This window comes from Streptomyces paradoxus (genome assembly GCF_014202475.1).
In the GTDB taxonomy this organism is placed as follows: domain Bacteria; phylum Actinomycetota; class Actinomycetes; order Streptomycetales; family Streptomycetaceae; genus Streptomyces; species Streptomyces paradoxus.
On the sequence record NZ_JACHGV010000001.1, the window covers coordinates 1 to 16,813 of the forward strand.

Genomic DNA, 16,813 nt, shown 5'->3' on the forward strand with positions numbered 1-16,813 from the left:
TCCTCGGGCATGCAGTACGTACAGCGCAGATTGCACCGGTCGGTCAGCGAGACCCTCAGGTCGGTGGCCACCCGGCCGTAGGTGTCGATGAGCACATGATTCCTAGTCGGCTCGCGCCTTCAGAAGGATTCCTGAAGCAGCACCGGAAACGCGGTGGATCGGGCCGGTGACCCGGGTGAGAGGCAGGCCGGTGCTCTGGTTGGCTTGGGCGATGATCTCGGCGGTGATGGAGATGGCCGTCTCCTCGGGCGTGCGGGCGCCGAGATCGAGGCCGATCGGGGAGCGCATCCGGGCCAACTGGTGTTCAGTGACGCCGGCTTCGCGCAGGCGGCGCAGGCGTTCGTCGTGAGTGCGGCGGGAGCCCATAGCGCCGACGTAGCCGACGGGCAGGTCGAGGGCGAGCCGGAGCAGGGGGATGTCGAACTTGGCGTCATGGGTCAGGACGCATACGGCGGTCCGGCCGTCCACAGCCGTCTGTGCCAGGTAGCGGTGGGGCCAGTCGACCACGACTTCGTCGGCGTGCGGGAAGCGGGCCTCGGTGGCGAAGACGGGGCGGGCGTCGCACACGGTGACCCGGTAGCCGAGGAACCGGCCGGCCTGGGCGAGGGCGGCAGCGAAGTCGATGGCGCCGAAGATCAGCATGCGGGGACGGGTGGCGGCCGCATGGACCAGGACGGAGAGCTTCTCGGGGCAGGTGTCGGCGTCGCCACCGAGGGAGAGGATCGCGGTGCGCCCCACCCGTAGCTGGGCGGTGGCCCGGTCCGCCACTGCCCGGCCGGTCGGCCCCTCGCCCAGCGCGCTGTCGGCGATCCAGCTGTCGCCGAGCACGCTCAACGTGGCGCCGGCGAGGGGGCCGTCGACGACCTGGGCAACGGCGGCGGGCCGGCCCTGAACCGCCTCGGCGAGCGCCGCTCCGAGATGGGGCTGGGCTGCGGGGTCGATGCGCTGGACGAGGACGTCGAGTTCGCCGCCGCACGTCAGTCCTACGGCGAAGGCGTCGTCGTCGGAGTAGCCGAACCAGGCCCGCTGGGGCGGCCCTTGCCCGTGCAGGACCTCCCGGCACAGCTCGTACACCGCGCCCTCGACGCACCCTCCGGAGATGCTGCCGACGGCGTTGCCGTCCTCGTCCACCGCCACCGACGTACCGACGGGCAGGGGTGCGCTGCCGGTGACGTCGACGACGGTGGCCAGGGAGAAGGGGCGTTCCTCGCGGCACCAGCGGTGCAGAGTGTCCGCGATGTTCAGCATGGGGGTCTCCAAAGCAGACGATCGCTGTCGCAGAGGGGAGCGGGCAGCCCGGCAGCCGTACGGAGGGGGCTGCCTGAGCCGGCTGTCGAGGCGGCGGCGTCAGAGCAACGCCTCTGCGGTGATGGGCAGTTGGCGGACCCGGCGGCCCGTGGCGTTGAACACCGCGTTGCCGATCGCGGCAGCCACGCCCACCTGGACGACCTCGCCGAGCCCCTTGACGCCCAGCAGGTTGCCGGCGTTGTCCTCGCCGTCGAGGTAAATCGCCTTGATGTCGGGGACGTCGGCGTTGACGGGGACCAAGTAGTCGGCGAGGCCGGGGTTCGCGATCCGCCCGTCGCGGTGGTCGGTGACCGTGTGCTCCAGCAGCGCCGTACCGATACCGCCCACGATGCCGCCGAACGCCTGGCTCTCGGCGAGCTTGGGGCTGATGATCCGGCCCGCGTCGTAGACGCCGAGCATCCGCCGCACCCGCACCAGTCCCAGGTTGGCGTCCACCGCGACCTCGGCGAAGGTGGCGTTGTAGGCGAAATAGGCAGACCGCTCGCTGCCCGGCCCGTTGTAGGAGCCCTTCGCTTCCAGATGGGAGCGGTCGTTGCGGGCCAGCAGGCTCTTGTACGTCTCCCCCCGCGCCGGACTGCCCTGCACGTGCAGTCGGCCGTTGCGTACGACCACGTCGTCCGCGTTCACGCCGTACAGCGGCGACTCGCGGTCCTCGACCGCCAGCTTGATCGCCTGCTGCCGCACCTGGTCGCAGGCGTCGACGACGGCCGAGCCGACGCTGGCCATGGTCGCCGAGCCGCCGTGCGGCGAGGTCGGCGGATAGAGGGAGTCACCGAGTCGGAAGGTCACCGTGCGCATGGTCAGCCCGAGCGCGTCCGCGGCCACTTGGGTCTGGGAGGTGTAGGTGCCGGGCCCCATGTCGCTGGTGGCCGCCTCGACCACGGCGGTGCCGTCTGCGTCCAGACGGGCCCGGGCCTGCGCGGGAAACCGGCCCGGGTCGTACACCCCGGCGGCCATGCCCAGGCCGATCAGCCAGTCCCCGTCCCGCGTCGAGCGCGGCTTCGGATTACGCCGGTCCCAGCCGAACTCGCGGGCACCGACCGTGTAGCACTCACTGAGCCGCCGGGTGGAGAAGGGCTCGTTCGTCGACTCGTCCTCGCTCGGCTCGTTGCGCCGGCGCAACTCGATCGGGTCGATACCGAGTTCGTGCGCCAGCTCGTCCATCGCGGACTCGATCACGAACGACGCCGAGGCGAACCCGGGGCCACGCATCCAGATCGGCGTGTTCACGTCCAGCGGCACCGTCCGGTACGCCTGGCGCACGTTCGGCATGCTGTAGAGCATCTGCCCGGCCGGCATGACCGCCTCGTTGAACGTCTCGTACGACGAGGTCTCGGCGTCGATGTCGTGGATCGCCGCGTTCAGCCGGCCGCGCCGGTCGCTCCCCAGGCGCAGCCGGTACTCGTACGACGGCCGGAAGCCGGTGCCGAAATACATCTGCTTGCGGCTGAGCACCAGCTTCACCGGACGACGCGTCACCCGTGCGGCCAGCGCGGCGACGATCGTGTGCGGCCAGCAGCGCAGTCCGCTGCCGAAGCCGCCGCCGACGAACGGGTTGATGACGCGCACCGCGTCCGCCGGCAGGCCGAAGACCGCGGCGATCTCGTCGTGCGTGCCCATCACCCACTGGGTCTTGTCCCACACGGTGAGCCGGTTGCCGTCCCAGCGGGCGACGGTGGCGTGCGGCTCCATCGGGTTGTGGTGGTTCCGGGCCAGTTCGTAGGTCAGGTCCAGCCGTATGGCCGAGGAGCGCAGACCTGCTTCCGCGTCTCCGCGCGCGTAACGCGTCGGCTCGCCCGGCTCGGCCTTGGTGAGGTCGGTCGAGGGCTTCTCGGCGTCGTAGCGGACCTTGACCAGGCTCGCGCCGTGCTGCGCGGCCTCCAGGGTGGTCGCCACCACGACGGCGACCGGCTGGCCGTGGAAGAGAACCTTGTCGTCCTGGAAGACGCGCAGGCGACGACCGGGAGGGTTGTTGGAACCGGCGTTGTCGCGGTACGGGAGCTTCGGCGCGTTGCCGTAGTGGATCACCCGCACCACACCGGCGTGCTTCTCGGCTGCACGCGAGTCGATGGAGGTGATACGGCCGCGGCCGATGCTCGCGTCGACGATGACGGCATGCACGACTTCGTCGATGTCATGTTCGGCGGCGTACTCCGCCTTGCCGGTGACCTTGAGCACGCCGTCCACCCGGGACAGCGGTGCACCTACGGCTGCCTGTGGCTGGGGGCTCATTCCATCTCTCCTACGATGCGCAGCTGACGTTCGACGGTCCGCTTGAGGAGCTCGACCTTGAACCGGTTGTACTGAAGGGGGCGGGCGCCGTCGGCGGCGCGGGCGGCGGCCTCGGCCCACAGGCGGCCCGAGGGGCGCTCACCGATGAGGGCCTGCTCGACTGCGGACAGCTTCCACGGCACGGTGGCCACGCCGCCGGCGGCGACCTTCGCCTCCCGGATCACTCCGCCGCGGATGTGCAGGGCGACGGCCGCCGACGTGAGGGCGAATTCATAGGACTGCCGGTCCCGCACCTTCAGGTAGCCCGACTTGAGGGGACGGGGAAGGGCGGGGATCTCGACTGCGGTGATCAACTCGCCCTGCCTGATGGCCTGTTCGCGGTTCGGGGTGCTGCCCGGTCGCAGCAGGAAGTCGGCGAAGCGCAGTTGACGCTCCCCTTCCGGCCCCTGCAGGAGCACTCGTGCCTCCAGAGCCGCGAACGCCACGGCCACGTCGGAGGGATGGGTGGCCACGCAGTCGTTCGATGTGCCGAGGATCGCGTGCGTGCGGTTGTAGCCGTGCAGGGCGGCGCAACCCGAGCCCGGTTCGCGCTTGTTGCAGTCGGTGGTGACGTCGCGGAAGTACGTGCAGCGGGTGCGCTGCATGACGTTGCCGCCGATGGTCGCCATGTTCCGCAACTGCGCGGACGCGCTCAGCTCCAGCGCCTCCGAGACGATGGGGAACAGGGCGCGTACCTTCGCATGCGCTGCGGCTTCGGACATGGTCACCAAGGCGCCGATGCGCAACCCGCCCCGCTCGGTGGCGGTGACCTCGCGGAGCGGCAGACGTGAGATGTCGACGAGTGTCTCGGGGTGTTCGACGGTCTCGCGCATCAGGTCGACGAGTGTGGTGCCGCCGGCGATGTAACGCCCGCCTCGGCGACCGGCGTTGATGGCCTCACGGGTGTCGGAGGCGCGGGTGTAGGAGAAGGGATGCATGGTGGCCCGGCCTCATTTCCGGCCCGCGGTCTGCTCGACCGCGCGCACGATTTTCACATAGCAGCCGCAGCGGCAGATGTTGCCGCTCATCCACTCCCGGATCTCCTCCGGCGAGTCGGTGTGGCCCTCCTGGATGCAGCCCACCCCGGACAGAATCTGGCCGGGAGTGCAGTAGCCGCACTGGAACGCGTCCTCGTCGATGAACGCCTGCTGCAGCGGGTGCAGTTCGTCGCCCTTGGCCAGGCCCTCGATGGTGGTGACCTCGGCGCCCTCCAGCCGCACGGCCAGCGTCAGGCAGGAGTTGACCCGCTGCCCGTCGACCAGGACCGTGCACGCACCGCAGGCCCCGGCGTTGCAACCCTTCTTGGAGCCGGTCAGGCCGAGGTGCTCGCGCAGCAGGTCCAGCAGGGAGGTCCGGTTGTCGACCGTGACGGTCCGGCGGGTGCCGTTGACGGTCAGGGAGACTTCGCTGGAGGGTGCGACACCGGCAGCGGTCGCTTCACCGGAGCCGACGAAGAACGCTCCTCCAGCCACCACTGCACCGCCGACCGCGGCGCCGGTGGCGACGAAGGTGCGCCGGCTGGGCCCCGAGGTTGACTCACTGGCTCCGGTGGGGGGAGGAACAGCAGATTCAGGGAGTTCAGAGGACATACGTTCGCCTTTGCATCACGGACGGATCAGTCGTGTACACCAGCGGGAGAAAAGGCACGGGTTCGACGCCACCGCGGGAAACGGGTGACCACTCGCCTCAACAGGGCGGCTGATCACGCGGGAAGTCTTGCACCACACGAACCACCCATGACAGGGAGAGTTTTGTCCCCCCTTGCCTTTGCTTGGGTTCCCCTTGGTTATCTCGCCCGCGAGTAAGCGTTGGCGGTGCCGGGCATCGTCCGGGCGGCAGCGCGCGATCATACGCAGTTGGGCGATGTCCTCGGACGCCCTTCCGTCCGCGACGCCGTTCCGCTCTTTCACTGATTCCACCACAGCCCGTGCTCACCACGAACGACAAGACCCCCGCAAGTTACGACGCCGGCCTCCACCTACGAGCCGCGATGGTCTGGATCAACGGCCTCCTGCCTCTGCCGAAGACAAAGTGACCTCGCATAAGGCCCTATGGCGTTTCTTTCGTGAAGCGGGCGGCTTCATGGGCCGGGTCCGCTGTCCGACGGTGGCGGGCCTTCTCCGGCTCGCTGCCGCAGTCACGGTCCGGACGCTACCGAAGGGTGGATTCAAGCAGCAGTTCGCTCAGGTCCGCCGGCATGGTGATCATGCAGTCGTGCCCGGTCGGCAGTTCCCGTATCCGTGCTGGGGAGCCGTTGGGCTGTGTCGCGGGAACGGGTCGCCGCACGATGCCTTCCGGCTCTGCGCCGACGCAGTGGATGTGCGTGCGCGGAATGGAGTCCACGGCAGGGTTGTCCAGTCGGACCGGTTGCCGCAGGCAGCGCACTGGCTGGTCTGAGAGCGTCGCACGCAGCCAAGCGACGTCCGCCGGGTCGGTGACTCCGAACAGGCCGAGGGGCGGGGGCATCTCGGGCAGCGGCGGGATGCGCCAGCCGTTGTCGGACTTGGCGGCCAGGTCGATCAGGTTCTGGGTCATGGGCTGCACGTCGACGGCGGTCTCGCCGTGCTCCGGGACCATCGCGTCGAGGTACACCAGGTGCGCGATTCGTTCCGGTACCTCGTTGGCCGCGGACGAGACGACCAGCCCCGCGTAGCTGTGACCCACGAGCACCACCTCGGTCAGGTTCTCCTCGTGGATCAGCTTGACGACATCCGCGACGTGCGTGTCGAGCCCCACCTCGGGACCGAGCAGGTGCGCCTTGTCGCCGTAGCCGGTCAGTGAAGGCGCGAACACGCGGTGTCCGACCGATTCCAGCAGCGGGACCACCCGCTCCCAGCAGCGGCCGCTGTGCCAGGCTCCATGTACCAGCAGAAAAGTTGACATGAGGTGAATTTTTTCCTCTTCGGGGGGTGAAGGCGCGGGCGCATTACGGTTCCTGTTTGTGCCTCGGTACTCTTCAGGAACCGAAATCATCGTGCTGCACCTGACGCACCCCGATCAATAAGGCACATTTCGGTGCCCCGGTTCTCTGGAGGTAACCATGAGCGGCACAGTGGGCGGCGAGTCGCGGCCGGAGGACCCGTGCCAGGCCCGTGAAGTGCTCGGCATCGTCGGCGACAAGTGGTCGCTGCTGATCGTGCGTAACCTCAGCCAGGGGCCGCGCCGCTTCACCGAACTCAAGCGGACCGTCGACGGGATCAGCCAGCGAATGCTCACCGTCACCCTGCGCGGCCTGGAACGCGACGGGATCCTCACACGAACCGTCCGCAACGTCATGCCGCCGCACGTCAGTTACGAACTGACTCCGATGGGCAGGACCCTCCGCGAAGCGACCGCACCCCTGTTGGAGTGGAGCATCACGCACCTGACGCACATCGACGCCGCCCGCGCCGCGTACGACGCCCGCCCCGACACCTCGCCCGCCTGACCCCCGCCCGGCTTTACTCACCCATCGGCAGGTACGGCTCGATGAGCTGCCCTGGCCACGGTGGTCGTCCCGTTGTCGCACCGATACAACTCGCCTCCCGCGCCCATGCAAGCGCTCGCTCATCGTTCTGCGGGTCGGTGCTGGAGCCGCAGCAGCGGGACGAGGTTCAGGAGCAACAGCGTCATCGTGAACTGGAAGCTGGTGTAGGAGCCCATCAGCGCGATCATGCTCAGGTTGCCGACCACGGAGACGTCGAGGCCGTCGAGGAACGGCACCAGGCACAGCACGGCGAGGACGCCCCACAGGCGGGCGGTCCAGCGCGGCTCCGGGGCAGCGAGCGGCATCGTCCTGGCGGATGAACAGGCAGGCCGCACGCCTCGGCGCTGAGGAACCGGTCAAGAGGGGGGCGGACCGGCGGCACAAGTGCGTGGCGCGGTCTGCCTCGTGACGAGCGTGCCAGGAGAGCCGTACACGAAGAAGGGAGCCTCTTCCCAGGCGTGGGCCACATAGAAGAAGAGGCTCCCCCCTTGTAGGGAATACCGGGGACGGTCAGGCAGAGCTGTTGGTCGAACGGCTGGGGCTCGCCGCCAGGGACGCCAGCAGGCGCAGGCTGTCGTGGGTCGGGGTGCCGGATTCGGCGGTCCAGACGATGATCTGCAGGTCGGGGTCGGCGGCCCAGGTGACGGCGTTCCAGTCGAGGTGCAGGTCGCCGACCACGGGATGGCGCAGGTGCTTGGTCCCGGTGTCCCGGACGGCGACGTGGTGGGCGCCCCACCACTCGCGGAACTGGTCGTCCCGCACGGAGAGTTCGTCCACCAGGGCGGCGAGCTGCTCGTCCCCGGGGTTGTTCGTGTTGTGCATGCGCATCTGGGCGATGGCCAGCCGGGTGACGCCCTCCCAGTCCGCGTACAGCTCGCGCATCGTGGGGTCGGTGATGAGCAGCCTGATGTAATAGCGCCGCTCCTCCGGGATCTTCCCGAAGTCGGTGATCAGGGCGGCGCCCATGGCGTTCCAGGCGACGATCTCGGTGCGCGGCCCGATCACGAAGGCGGGGGTGTGCGCCATGTCGTCGATCATGCGCTGCAACTGCGGCTGGGCCTTGGGGCGCGGCCGCCGGCGGCGGGGCGGACGGAATTCCTCCTTGGCCGCGAGCTCGTACAGGTAGGCACGCTGATCGTCGTCCAGGTGCAGGACGCGAGCCAGGGACTCCAGCACGGACGGCGAGGGCTGGATGCGGCCCTGTTCGAGGCGGGCGTAGTAATCGGTGCTGATGGCCGCCAGTACGGCGATCTCCTCACGGCGCAGGCCCGCGACGCGCCGCTGGCCACCGTCGGGCAGGCCGACGGCGGCCGGGTCGAGCTCGGCGCGACGCGCCTTGAGGAATTCCCCCAGATCATGGCGGTGAGGATCGCGGTTCATGCCATCACCTTGGCACCGGAGAGCGGCGTTGTCAGGGGGAGAGATTTGTCCCTGGAAGCGCTCACCGTCACGATGACGCGCGGCCGGCCGGTGCCCGCCGCTGGTTCAGCGGACGCGGGTCCACTTCCCGTGGAGCTGCACGAACGCGCCTCCGATGACGGAGCTGGCCATGCAGGTTCCCTCGGTGTAGTCCTCGATGTGAGTGACATGGTCACCGGCGTCGGGCTCGGTCCAGCGCACGACGTACAGGCCGTCGCGCAGCCGGGTGGTGGTGTACTCCATCGTCTGCTTCCGGCCCTTGATGGCACCGCCCGTCACCTCGAAGCTGACCTGGGTCGCCGAGTCGAAGGTGATCTCCACCGTGAAGTGGCCGAGCGGCGTGTCCGGGCCGAGATCCGCCAGCCAGGTCTGCCCCACGCTGGGAAGGGTCGCGTTGCTGTCCATCAGTCCTACCTCTTTCTGCTGTCTGTGACTTCCGTGCCGGCGCTGGGTGTCAGCTCAGCGCCTTGACGACTTCCCGGGCGAGCGGGACGGCCGAGGCGGGGTTCTGGCCGGTGATGAGGGTGCGGTCCCTCTCTATGTAGGGAGCGAAGTTCTCCTCGCCCTTCTGGTAGTCCGCACCCACGTCGGAGATGAGACGGTCCTGAAGCAGCCACTTCGCGCGGTCGGCGAGGCCGTTCTGGATCTCCTCGGAATTGGACAGCCCGGTCAGGCGGTAGCCGGCGAAGGGGGACTTGCCGTCCGCGTCCACGGTGGACAGCAGCGCGGCCGGGCCATGGCACACCAGTGACACGATCTTGCCGGAGGCGAGCCAGTCGCCCAGCAGCTTGCCGGTCGCGGGGTCGTCGGACAGGTCCTCCATCGGACCCCAGCCGCCGGGGACGAAGACGGCGTCGTAGTCGTCGATGCGGACGTCATCGATGCGGATCGGCTTCGCGAGTTCGACCGCGTCTCGCAGGGCGGCCTTCATCCGTTCGGCGCCCTCGGGGCCGCCGTTGAAGTCCGGCGCCAGGCTGAGCGCGTCGGCGGTCGGCGGTACGCCACCGGGGGTGGCCGCGGCGATCTCGTATCCGGCCTCCTTGAACACGCCGTACGGGCCGATGGCCTCCTCGGCCCAGAAGCCCGCCGGCTGCTCGAACCCGTCGGCCAGGGTCCAGCGGTCGGCGGCGGTGATGAGGAAGAGGATCTTTGACATGGGATTCTCCCTGGAAATGAGCGTGGTCAGCCGTTCGCGGCCTGCTGGACTACGTGGCTGTCAGCGGCCTGGAACAGGTGGGTGAGCTTGCCGCCACCGACCGTCCACAGGTGGATGAAGCGCGCGTCCGACTCCTGGCCGGACTTGGAAACGGCGTGGTAGTGGCCGCGTACGAAGACGTGGTCACCGGAGCCGTACAACGCCTCGGCCACCGCTCCGAATGAGGTGAATTGGGGAGCGAGCCGGCCGAAGAAGTCGGCACCAGCGCTCGCCCAGGTCTTGTAGACGCCGCCGTAGGGGAAGCCGGGGGTGATGTCCCAGACGATGTCGGGGTCGATGACCTCGGCGACCACGTCCGGGGCCATGCCGGAGTCGTAGAGCCGACGGACGAGAGCGACGTTCGGGGAGTCGGACATGAGGGTGCTCCTTGGAGGTGTACGGAGGTCTGTCTCAGGCAGCGAGAGCGCTACGGCCTGCCAGGAAGAAGGCGGTCTGTTGCGCGACGCGGGCGCCAAGGCCCTCGGCGGTGGCGATGTCCGACTGGTGGACTGCCTCCGGGCCGGCATCGACCGGGGTCTGCGCGCCCGCACCGACGAAGTAGCCCAGACGGTTGATGTCGTCCTCGCTTCCCTCGGTGGAAGCCCAGCCCGGCTGCACGCCGAGACTGATCCAGTGCATGCCGTGCTGGGCGGCCATGGTGAAGAAGTAGCCCAGGGTCGAGGACTTGTCGCCATTCTTGGCACCGGAGTTGGTGAAGCCGGCAGCGATCTTGTCGGCCCAGGTCTGGGTGTACCAGCGCTTGCTGCTCGCCTCGGCGAAAGCGTGGAACGCGGCGGAGGCGGTGCCCATGTAGGTGGGGGCACCGAAGATGATCGCGTCTGCGGCGTCCAGCTGCGCCCACTGCTCGTCGGTGATCGTGTCCACGGGTACGGAGAGCACCTCGGCACCGGCTTCCGCGGCACCGCGCGCCACGGCCTCGGCTATGACAGCGGTGTGGCCATAGCCGGAGTGGAAAGCGACGGCGACCGTGGGGCGGGAGGTGGAGGACATAGGGGTATTGCTCCTCGAAAAGGATTGCATGAATCGTGCTCTGGAAGCATGGCACGGAATTCAACAGCGAAGGTAGGAAGGATTTTTCCCTGGTCAGGATTCGTCCCTGGTCAGGATTCGTTCCTGGTTCAGGATTCGACCCTGACCGGGAGGAAAGCACAGGGGGCATGCCGGAAATCACGGAAGCCCATTCGCGCTGGGTTCTCCAGCCATTCATGTGCGCCGGCACGAAAGGAGACCGCAGCGTCAGTTGACGGTGCCGGACACCGGGTCGTCCTGCTGGGCCGCCGCCCAGGAGGAGAGGAAGCGCAGCCCCTCGTAGGTGCGCGAGTCGGGTTCGGCACTCCAGACGATCAGCTGCTGGTCGGGGTCGGCCACGCAGGTGAGGGCGTCCCAGGCGAGGGTGAGTTCACACGCGACCGGGTGGTTGAACACCTTCATGCCTCCAGGCCGGGGCACCACATGGCGGCCTCCCCACCACCGACGGAACTGCTCGTCCTGCACCGACAGCTCACCGACGAGGGCGGTCAGTCTCCGATCGCCGGGCCAGGCCGCGGCCTGCTGCCGCAACACGGCCACGGCGTTGCGAGCGGAGTCCTCCCAGTCGGCGTACAGCGATCTCACGGCCGGGGCGGTGAAGAGCAGCCGGACGTAGTTGCGCTGCCGCTTGGGGACCTTAGCGAAATCGGTGCCGAACAAGGCCGTGGCCATCGGGTTCCACGCCAGGATGCCCAGATACCGGCCCAGGATCATGCCGGGGGCCACGCTGAGTTCGTTCAGCACGGTATGCAACCGGGGGTGCGCCTTCTGCGGAGCCCGCCGCCGCGTCCCACCGGCCTCCCTTCCGGCCAGCTCGAACAGGTGGTCCCGCTGGTCGTCACTCAGGTGCAGAACCCGAACAAGCTCGGACAGCACGGACGCGGAGGGGGTCATGCGACCCTGCTCCAGGCGGGTGTAGTAGTCGGTGCTGATGGCGGCCAGCACGGCCACCTCGTCCCGGCGCAGGCCGGCCACGCGCCGCCGCCGGTCGGTTTCCGGCAGACCGACCGTACGAGGGCTGAGCTCCGCCCGGCGGGCCTTCAGGAATTGGCCCAGCTCCTTACGGTGCGCGCTGCTGTTCATAGTGGCCAGTGTGCGCCGTCCGCCACTCGGCTGGGTAGGAAGGTTTTATCCCTGGTTAGGTCTCCCCCGGGGTGGAATTCTCCTGTGTACGGGCCCTGCGGGCGGTGACAGAGCGATAGATCGGCAATTGTTTTCACAGTCCGTCGACGCTTCTACCTCCCATTGGCCATCGTCGAGGAATCCGGCACGTCCAGGTGAACACCGCTGCCCGAACAGCGGCGCCACAGCACCGCACGAAGAGAATTCACGATGGAACTCCTGAAGCAGCTGCCGACCGGCAAGGGCCACCCACCAAAGCGAAGAGCCCACCCGCGCCCGAGCCACCCCCACACGAGAAACGCATCAGGAGAAGAGACATGCGAGCAACTGTGATCCACGCCCCCGGTGACATCAGGGTGGAGGACGTCCCCGAGCCCGAGATCGTCAAGCCGACGGACGCGATCATCCGTACGGTCGCCACCTGTGTGTGCGGCTCGGACCTGTGGCCGTATCGCGGTCTGGAGCCCGTCGGAGACCCGCACCCGATGGGGCACGAGTACGTCGGCATCGTCGAGGAGACCGGCAGCGAGGTCACCCACATCCGGCCCGGCCAGTTCGTGGTCGGCTCCTTCGCCACCTCCGACAACACCTGCGCCAACTGCCGGAAGGGCTGGCAGTCCTCCTGTCTGAATCGCGAGTTCATGAGTACGTGTCAGGCCGACTACGTGCGCATCCCCAACGCCCACGGCACCCTGGTGGCCACCGAGGGCGACCCGGGCGAGGAGTTCGTGCCCAGCCTGCTGGCCGTGTCCGACGTGATGGGCACCGGCTGGTACGCGGCACTGGCCGCCGAGGTGAAGCCGGGCTCGACGGCCGTGGTGGTCGGTGACGGAGCCGTCGGCCTGTGCGGTGTCATCGCCGCGAAGGAGCTCGGCGCGGAGCGGATCATCGCCATGTCCCGGCACGAGCCCCGGCAGAAGCTCGCCCTGGAGTTCGGCGCCACGGACATCGTGACCGAGCGCGGCGAGGACGGCGTCGCCCGGGTCAAAGACCTCACGAACGGCATCGGCGCCGACTCCGTGCTGGAGTGCGTCGGCACCGCCGAGTCCATGCGGCAGGCCCTGCACTCCGCACGACCGGGCGGCAACGTCGGCTTCGTCGGCGTCCCCCACGAAGTGGCCGTCGACGGCCAGGAGCTGTTCTTCTCCCAGGTCGGCCTGCGCGGCGGCCCGGCTCCCGTACGCCGCTACCTGCCCGACCTGATCGACCGCGTGCTGTCCGGCCGCATCAACCCGGGCAAGGTCTTCGACCTCACCCTGCCCCTGGAGAAGGTCGCCGAAGGCTACAAGGCGATGGACGAACGCCGCGCCATCAAGGCCCTGCTCACGGTCTGACCCAGTCGCCTCGTGGGCGTGAGCTGCGCCGACCGCGCTCATGCCCACGAGGGCACGCCCCGCCGCACGGTCGTAGTCCCGTCGCGCAGCGAGGGAACGCCGCACACCGGTGCCGCTCTGGGTCGTCCGCGACGGTGACGACCTCTACGTCCGCTCCTTGTCCGCCCGTTCGGCGGCAGCGCCGGCGCCTGGCACCGCGCTGAACAGCGGCTCTTTCACCCCTCCAGGAGAAGCACCTTGCTCGGTCTCGAACTCGTCGTGGTCCTGGGCGTGGCCGTGCTGGTGGGCAACGCCGTGGGACAGCGCCTCGGCATCGCCCCGCCGGTCGTCCTGCTCGTGGCGGGTGTTCTCCTGGGGTTCGCCCCGGCAGTGCGTGAGGCGCAACTGCCCCCGGACGTGGTGCTGTTGCTCTTCCTGCCGGTGCTGCTGTACTGGGAAAGCCTGACCACCTCCCTGCGGGAGATCCGCATCAACCTGCGCGGCATCCTGCAGCTGAGCACCGTCCTTGTCATCCTCACGGCCTGGGCCGTCGCGGCGACGGGGCACGCCCTCGGGCTGCCGTGGGGACCGGCGTGGGTGCTCGGCGCGGCCATGGCGCCCACGGACGCAACGGCGGTCGGCGTCCTCGCCCGCGCCCTGCCACGCCGCCAGGTCACCATCCTGCGCGCGGAGAGCCTGGTCAACGACGGCACGGCCCTGGTCGTCTACGGTCTCGCCGTCGGCATCACGGTCGGCGAGGAACACCTGAGCATCCCCCACGTCGGTGGGCTGTTCCTGCTCGCCTACGGCGGAGGCGCCGCGGTCGGGGTGGCGGTCGCGTGGGTCAACATGAACCTGCGGCGCCGCCTGGCCGATCCCCTGCTGGGCAACCTGGTCATGATCCTGGCGCCCTTCACCGCGTATCTGCTCGCCGAACTGGTCGAGGCCTCCGGCGTCCTCGCGGTGGTCGTCAGCGGCCTGATCATGTCCCAGGTCGCCCCGCGCATCATCCAGGCAGAACACCGCACGCAGGCACTGGCGTTCTGGCCACTGGCCACCTTCCTCATCAACGGTGCACTGTTCGTCCTGGTCGGGGTGGAACTGCAGTACGCCGTCCGCGACCTGGGCCGAGCCGATCTCCGGGATGCGCTGATCGCGGTCGGTGTCATCTGCGTGGTGCTCGTCGCCGTGCGCTTCGCGTTCCTGTACGCCTCCACCTACCTGGTCCGCGCGCTCGACCGCCGCCCCCGGCAACGCATGCTCCGCGTCGGTCACCGGACCCGTGTGGTCAGTGGGCTGGCCGGCTTCCGCGGCGCGGTCTCGCTCGCGATGGTGCTCTCGGTGCCGCAGACACTCGACTCGGGCGAGCCGTTCCCCGACCGCAGCTTCATCGTCTTCGTCACCTCCGGCGTCATCCTCGTGACGCTGGTCGTACAAGGACTCCTGCTGCCCGTGGCGGTGCGCTGGGCGAAGCTGCCACCCGACACCTCGGTCGACGAAGAACACGACCTTGCCGAGACCTCCGCCATCGAAGAGGCGATCAAGGTGATGCCCCAGCTCGCCGCCGATCTGCGGAGCGATCCGAGGATCGTCGAGTGGCTGCGGCAGGAGTACGAGGCGCACCTGGCGTCCGTCCGGGCCAGGAGCGCGGGGGCGACTGACGACCCGGCGGTTCTCCAACACCAGGACTACCTCGCGTTGCGCCTGGCCCTCATATCCCACAAGCGCGCCACAGTCGTCCGGCTCCGCGACGAGCGCCGGATCGACGACACCGTCCTGCGCCGCCTGCAGGCCGCCCTCGACAGCGAGGAGATGCGCCTGTCCGGAGGCGCGACGGTCGAATGACTCATCTCCGAGGAAGGACTTTCCATGAAGGCCATAGGCCTTACTGCATTCGGCGGGCCCGAGGTACTGGTCGTCCCCGCCGAGTCGGTGGTCCGCGTTCCGGCAGGCGCGACCGGCATCGAGGCCGCCACTCTGCCGATGAACGGACTCACGGCCCGTATGGCGCTGGACCTGCTGGAGCTTCCTGCGGGTGCCACCGTGGCGGTCACCGGAGCGGCCGGTGCGGTGGGCGGCTACGCCGTCCAGCTGGCCAAGGCGGACGGCTTCCGGGTGATCGCCGACGCGGGCCCGAAGGACGAGCAGTTGGTCTACGACGTCGGTGCCGATGTCGTACTGCCCCGCGGAGTTCCCGGAGATGGTACGAAAGAAGGTGGGCGACGGCGTCGACGGACTCGTCGACACCGCGGGCGTCGCCGAGCTCGCCGTCCGCGCGGTACGTGACGGCGGGCGGGTGACGACCTCCGTCGGCGGCGCCCGGGTGCCCGGTGAACGCGGCATCGTCACCCGGCACACGTTCGTGCCGCAGTACCCACGGGAGCACGCCGAGCTCGACCGCCTCCGCCGGCTGGCAGAGCAGGGCCGGCTCACCCCGCGGACTCGAAACGGGCTGTCGCGGCGCGGCTCGAGACATCAGAGCGTGCCGGCCACGACCCGACCCGGGAAATCCTCGCCCATGTGAACCGGCCCGGCCGCAGTCCCACACCGCTCACCGTGCTGTCCCCAGTCCAGGAGCCTGAAGTCGGTTGCCTGGAGCCACCGTTGCGCTCCAGGCGACCCGCCACGGGTCCAGCCGCGGTTGTGCACGCACCGCGGCGCCGCCGGAACGGTACGGGTGTCTCCCTGGGGTTGCTGGGGGACGCCTGCGATCACGGGGACGGCTCATCGCGGCTGCTGCCCTCTGACGAGTGCAGTGGGCAGTGACGCGTCAAGGATCAGATCACGCGGGAGCGCCAGTTCGAAGCGCTGCTCCAGAACGGCGAGAGAGGCACGGTGCGCCGTGTCCCTCTCCCTCTGCTCCGGGATTCCGGCCGCATCGGTGTCAGCGCGGATGAGGTCGGCGCCGGGGCCGGTGATCTCCTGCGACCAGGTGTACATGTACATGTCGAAGCCGCACACATAGTGGTCGTCGTGGAAGTAGGCGAACGCGGGTGGCGGGACCTTCGGGTTCTGCTTCTCGTAGTAAAGCTCGAAGACGTGGGCCCCGTCTCGGGATGTCCCGTCGTGGTACGCGGGCCCGAGGACGGACGGCCAGTGGCCGTAGGCAAGGGCGAAGCCCAGGCCGGCGTGGTCGCCGTAGCGGACGGCGATGTTTTCGGCGTCGCCGCGCTCCGCGTCGAGCCGGTCGACGAGCGCTTCAGCCTGCGGCCCGGTGGTGGCCTGGACCGGTACGGGGCCGCCGGGAGCGGCGAGGCGGGCGGCGAGCTGTTCGCCGGTCAGGCCTCGGGCCAGCTTGATGTAGTAGCCGAGCCAGGAGATGTCGTCGTCCGCTATCCAAGTGATCCCGCCGGAACTCACTGCGTGTCTCCGTTCTCCGGTGTGGCGCGGCCCGGGGTCGGCCCTGTGACCGGCCCCGAGCCGCACGTGCGGTGTGCGTCAGTATCGTGCTACCGGATGTCGCACTTGATCGTCGGCTTCGAGGCGTCGCACTTGTCGAAGCCCGGCGTCCTGACGAAATACGCGTCCTGATCGATCAGCCGGAGTTCTTTGGCGAACGCGGGGAAGCGGCTCATCGAGGTGGAGTTGACCCACCCGGACATCGCGGACCGGCCGCATACTTCGGACCACGCCGGCGCGGCCGTGCGCTCGTCATCGTGAACACCTCTT

18 protein-coding genes are annotated in these 16,813 nt (G+C 69.0%); 4 read left to right on the forward strand and 14 right to left on the reverse strand.

Features of this window, described 5'->3' with window-relative positions; translation table 11 throughout:
- Positions 1-102 precede the first annotated feature (102 nt).
- The 5 genes from HNR57_RS00005 to HNR57_RS00025 all read right to left on the reverse strand — a co-directional run bounded on the left by HNR57_RS00005 (position 103) and on the right by HNR57_RS00025 (position 6,462).
- The gene (locus HNR57_RS00005; RefSeq protein WP_184553881.1) at positions 103-1,248 is read right to left on the reverse strand and encodes an XdhC family protein; all 1,146 of its coding nucleotides are present in this window, start codon (positions 1,246-1,248) and stop codon (positions 103-105) included.
- Between the two features lie 99 nt (positions 1,249-1,347).
- Positions 1,348-3,540 carry a xanthine dehydrogenase family protein molybdopterin-binding subunit gene (locus tag HNR57_RS00010; RefSeq protein WP_184553885.1) on the reverse strand — a complete coding sequence of 731 codons (2,193 nt, stop codon included), beginning with the start codon at positions 3,538-3,540 and terminating at the stop codon, positions 1,348-1,350.
- Positions 3,537-4,517 carry an FAD binding domain-containing protein gene (locus HNR57_RS00015; protein ID WP_184553887.1) on the reverse strand — a complete coding sequence of 327 codons (981 nt, stop codon included), beginning with the start codon at positions 4,515-4,517 and terminating at the stop codon, positions 3,537-3,539. The genes HNR57_RS00010 and HNR57_RS00015 overlap by 4 nt, the downstream gene beginning before the upstream one ends.
- 12 nt (positions 4,518-4,529) lie before the next feature.
- Positions 4,530-5,168, reverse strand: coding sequence for a (2Fe-2S)-binding protein (locus HNR57_RS00020; RefSeq protein WP_184553889.1), 639 nt, complete (start codon positions 5,166-5,168; stop codon positions 4,530-4,532).
- Positions 5,169-5,730: 562 nt separating this feature from the next.
- Complete coding sequence (locus tag HNR57_RS00025; protein WP_184556412.1) at positions 5,731-6,462, reverse strand: alpha/beta hydrolase; 732 nt, start codon at positions 6,460-6,462, stop codon at positions 5,731-5,733.
- A 157-nt stretch (positions 6,463-6,619) separates the two neighbouring features.
- On the opposite strand from HNR57_RS00025, the gene HNR57_RS00030 reads away from it, so the two are divergent.
- A complete protein-coding gene (locus HNR57_RS00030; protein WP_184553891.1) occupies positions 6,620-7,006 on the forward strand; it encodes a winged helix-turn-helix transcriptional regulator in 387 nt (128 codons plus the stop codon).
- Positions 7,007-7,125: 119 nt separating this feature from the next.
- Here the strand turns inward: HNR57_RS00030 and HNR57_RS00035 are convergent, their stop codons facing one another.
- From HNR57_RS00035 to HNR57_RS00065, 7 genes are all read right to left on the reverse strand, one after another.
- Positions 7,126-7,350, reverse strand: coding sequence for a hypothetical protein (locus HNR57_RS00035; protein WP_184556652.1), 225 nt, complete (start codon positions 7,348-7,350; stop codon positions 7,126-7,128).
- A gap of 205 nt (positions 7,351-7,555) precedes the next feature.
- A complete protein-coding gene (locus tag HNR57_RS00040; RefSeq protein ID WP_184553893.1) occupies positions 7,556-8,425 on the reverse strand; it encodes a helix-turn-helix transcriptional regulator in 870 nt (289 codons plus the stop codon).
- Between the two features lie 105 nt (positions 8,426-8,530).
- Entirely contained in the window at positions 8,531-8,869 is a 339-nt protein-coding gene (locus HNR57_RS00045; protein ID WP_184553895.1) for a MoaF-related domain-containing protein, read from the reverse strand.
- Positions 8,870-8,918: 49 nt separating this feature from the next.
- Positions 8,919-9,620: a type 1 glutamine amidotransferase domain-containing protein gene (locus HNR57_RS00050; RefSeq protein WP_184553897.1), complete on the reverse strand. Its 702-nt coding sequence runs from the start codon at positions 9,618-9,620 to the stop codon at positions 8,919-8,921.
- A gap of 26 nt (positions 9,621-9,646) precedes the next feature.
- A complete protein-coding gene (locus HNR57_RS00055; RefSeq protein WP_184553900.1) occupies positions 9,647-10,036 on the reverse strand; it encodes a nuclear transport factor 2 family protein in 390 nt (129 codons plus the stop codon).
- Between the two features lie 34 nt (positions 10,037-10,070).
- Complete coding sequence (locus HNR57_RS00060) at positions 10,071-10,670, reverse strand: flavodoxin family protein (protein WP_184553903.1); 600 nt, start codon at positions 10,668-10,670, stop codon at positions 10,071-10,073.
- Positions 10,671-10,916: 246 nt separating this feature from the next.
- A complete protein-coding gene (locus tag HNR57_RS00065; protein WP_184553906.1) occupies positions 10,917-11,792 on the reverse strand; it encodes a helix-turn-helix domain-containing protein in 876 nt (291 codons plus the stop codon).
- Positions 11,793-12,148: 356 nt separating this feature from the next.
- Here HNR57_RS00065 and HNR57_RS00070 point away from each other — a divergent pair, with 356 nt between their 5' ends.
- The 3 genes from HNR57_RS00070 (at position 12,149) to HNR57_RS39280 (ending at position 15,430) form a co-directional block, all read left to right on the forward strand.
- Positions 12,149-13,165, forward strand: a complete 1,017-nt coding sequence (locus tag HNR57_RS00070; RefSeq protein ID WP_184553909.1) for a zinc-dependent alcohol dehydrogenase family protein — start codon at positions 12,149-12,151, stop codon at positions 13,163-13,165.
- A gap of 237 nt (positions 13,166-13,402) precedes the next feature.
- Positions 13,403-14,989, forward strand: a complete 1,587-nt coding sequence (locus HNR57_RS00075) for a Na+/H+ antiporter (RefSeq protein ID WP_184553914.1) — start codon at positions 13,403-13,405, stop codon at positions 14,987-14,989.
- A 24-nt stretch (positions 14,990-15,013) separates the two neighbouring features.
- Positions 15,014-15,430 carry an MDR/zinc-dependent alcohol dehydrogenase-like family protein gene (locus tag HNR57_RS39280; protein ID WP_184553917.1) on the forward strand — a complete coding sequence of 139 codons (417 nt, stop codon included), beginning with the start codon at positions 15,014-15,016 and terminating at the stop codon, positions 15,428-15,430.
- A 438-nt stretch (positions 15,431-15,868) separates the two neighbouring features.
- Here the strand turns inward: HNR57_RS39280 and HNR57_RS00085 are convergent, their stop codons facing one another.
- Together HNR57_RS00085 and HNR57_RS40205 are read right to left on the reverse strand one after the other, a co-directional pair.
- Entirely contained in the window at positions 15,869-16,504 is a 636-nt protein-coding gene (locus tag HNR57_RS00085) for a hypothetical protein (RefSeq protein ID WP_184553920.1), read from the reverse strand.
- 89 nt (positions 16,505-16,593) lie between these two features.
- Positions 16,594-16,719, reverse strand: coding sequence for a hypothetical protein (locus HNR57_RS40205; protein ID WP_281403858.1), 126 nt, complete (start codon positions 16,717-16,719; stop codon positions 16,594-16,596).
- Positions 16,720-16,813 lie beyond the last annotated feature (94 nt).

What these genes read in the sequence shown, in the direction of transcription:
- HNR57_RS00005 (WP_184553881.1), bottom strand. Translation starts at nt 1,248, where the DNA reads ATGCTGAACATCGCGGACACTCTGCACCGCTGGTGCCGCGAGGAACGC.
- HNR57_RS00010 (WP_184553885.1), bottom strand. Translation starts at nt 3,540, where the DNA reads ATGAGCCCCCAGCCACAGGCAGCCGTAGGTGCACCGCTGTCCCGGGTG.
- HNR57_RS00015 (WP_184553887.1), bottom strand. Translation starts at nt 4,517, where the DNA reads ATGCATCCCTTCTCCTACACCCGCGCCTCCGACACCCGTGAGGCCATC.
- HNR57_RS00020 (WP_184553889.1), bottom strand. Translation starts at nt 5,168, where the DNA reads ATGTCCTCTGAACTCCCTGAATCTGCTGTTCCTCCCCCCACCGGAGCC.
- HNR57_RS00025 (WP_184556412.1), bottom strand. Translation starts at nt 6,462, where the DNA reads ATGTCAACTTTTCTGCTGGTACATGGAGCCTGGCACAGCGGCCGCTGC.
- HNR57_RS00030 (WP_184553891.1), top strand. Translation starts at nt 6,620, where the DNA reads ATGAGCGGCACAGTGGGCGGCGAGTCGCGGCCGGAGGACCCGTGCCAG.
- HNR57_RS00035 (WP_184556652.1), bottom strand. Translation starts at nt 7,350, where the DNA reads ATGCCGCTCGCTGCCCCGGAGCCGCGCTGGACCGCCCGCCTGTGGGGC.
- HNR57_RS00040 (WP_184553893.1), bottom strand. Translation starts at nt 8,425, where the DNA reads ATGAACCGCGATCCTCACCGCCATGATCTGGGGGAATTCCTCAAGGCG.
- HNR57_RS00045 (WP_184553895.1), bottom strand. Translation starts at nt 8,869, where the DNA reads ATGGACAGCAACGCGACCCTTCCCAGCGTGGGGCAGACCTGGCTGGCG.
- HNR57_RS00050 (WP_184553897.1), bottom strand. Translation starts at nt 9,620, where the DNA reads ATGTCAAAGATCCTCTTCCTCATCACCGCCGCCGACCGCTGGACCCTG.
- HNR57_RS00055 (WP_184553900.1), bottom strand. Translation starts at nt 10,036, where the DNA reads ATGTCCGACTCCCCGAACGTCGCTCTCGTCCGTCGGCTCTACGACTCC.
- HNR57_RS00060 (WP_184553903.1), bottom strand. Translation starts at nt 10,670, where the DNA reads ATGTCCTCCACCTCCCGCCCCACGGTCGCCGTCGCTTTCCACTCCGGC.
- HNR57_RS00065 (WP_184553906.1), bottom strand. Translation starts at nt 11,792, where the DNA reads ATGAACAGCAGCGCGCACCGTAAGGAGCTGGGCCAATTCCTGAAGGCC.
- HNR57_RS00070 (WP_184553909.1), top strand. Translation starts at nt 12,149, where the DNA reads ATGCGAGCAACTGTGATCCACGCCCCCGGTGACATCAGGGTGGAGGAC.
- HNR57_RS39280 (WP_184553917.1), top strand. Translation starts at nt 15,014, where the DNA reads ATGAAGGCCATAGGCCTTACTGCATTCGGCGGGCCCGAGGTACTGGTC.
- HNR57_RS40205 (WP_281403858.1), bottom strand. Translation starts at nt 16,719, where the DNA reads ATGAGCCGCTTCCCCGCGTTCGCCAAAGAACTCCGGCTGATCGATCAG.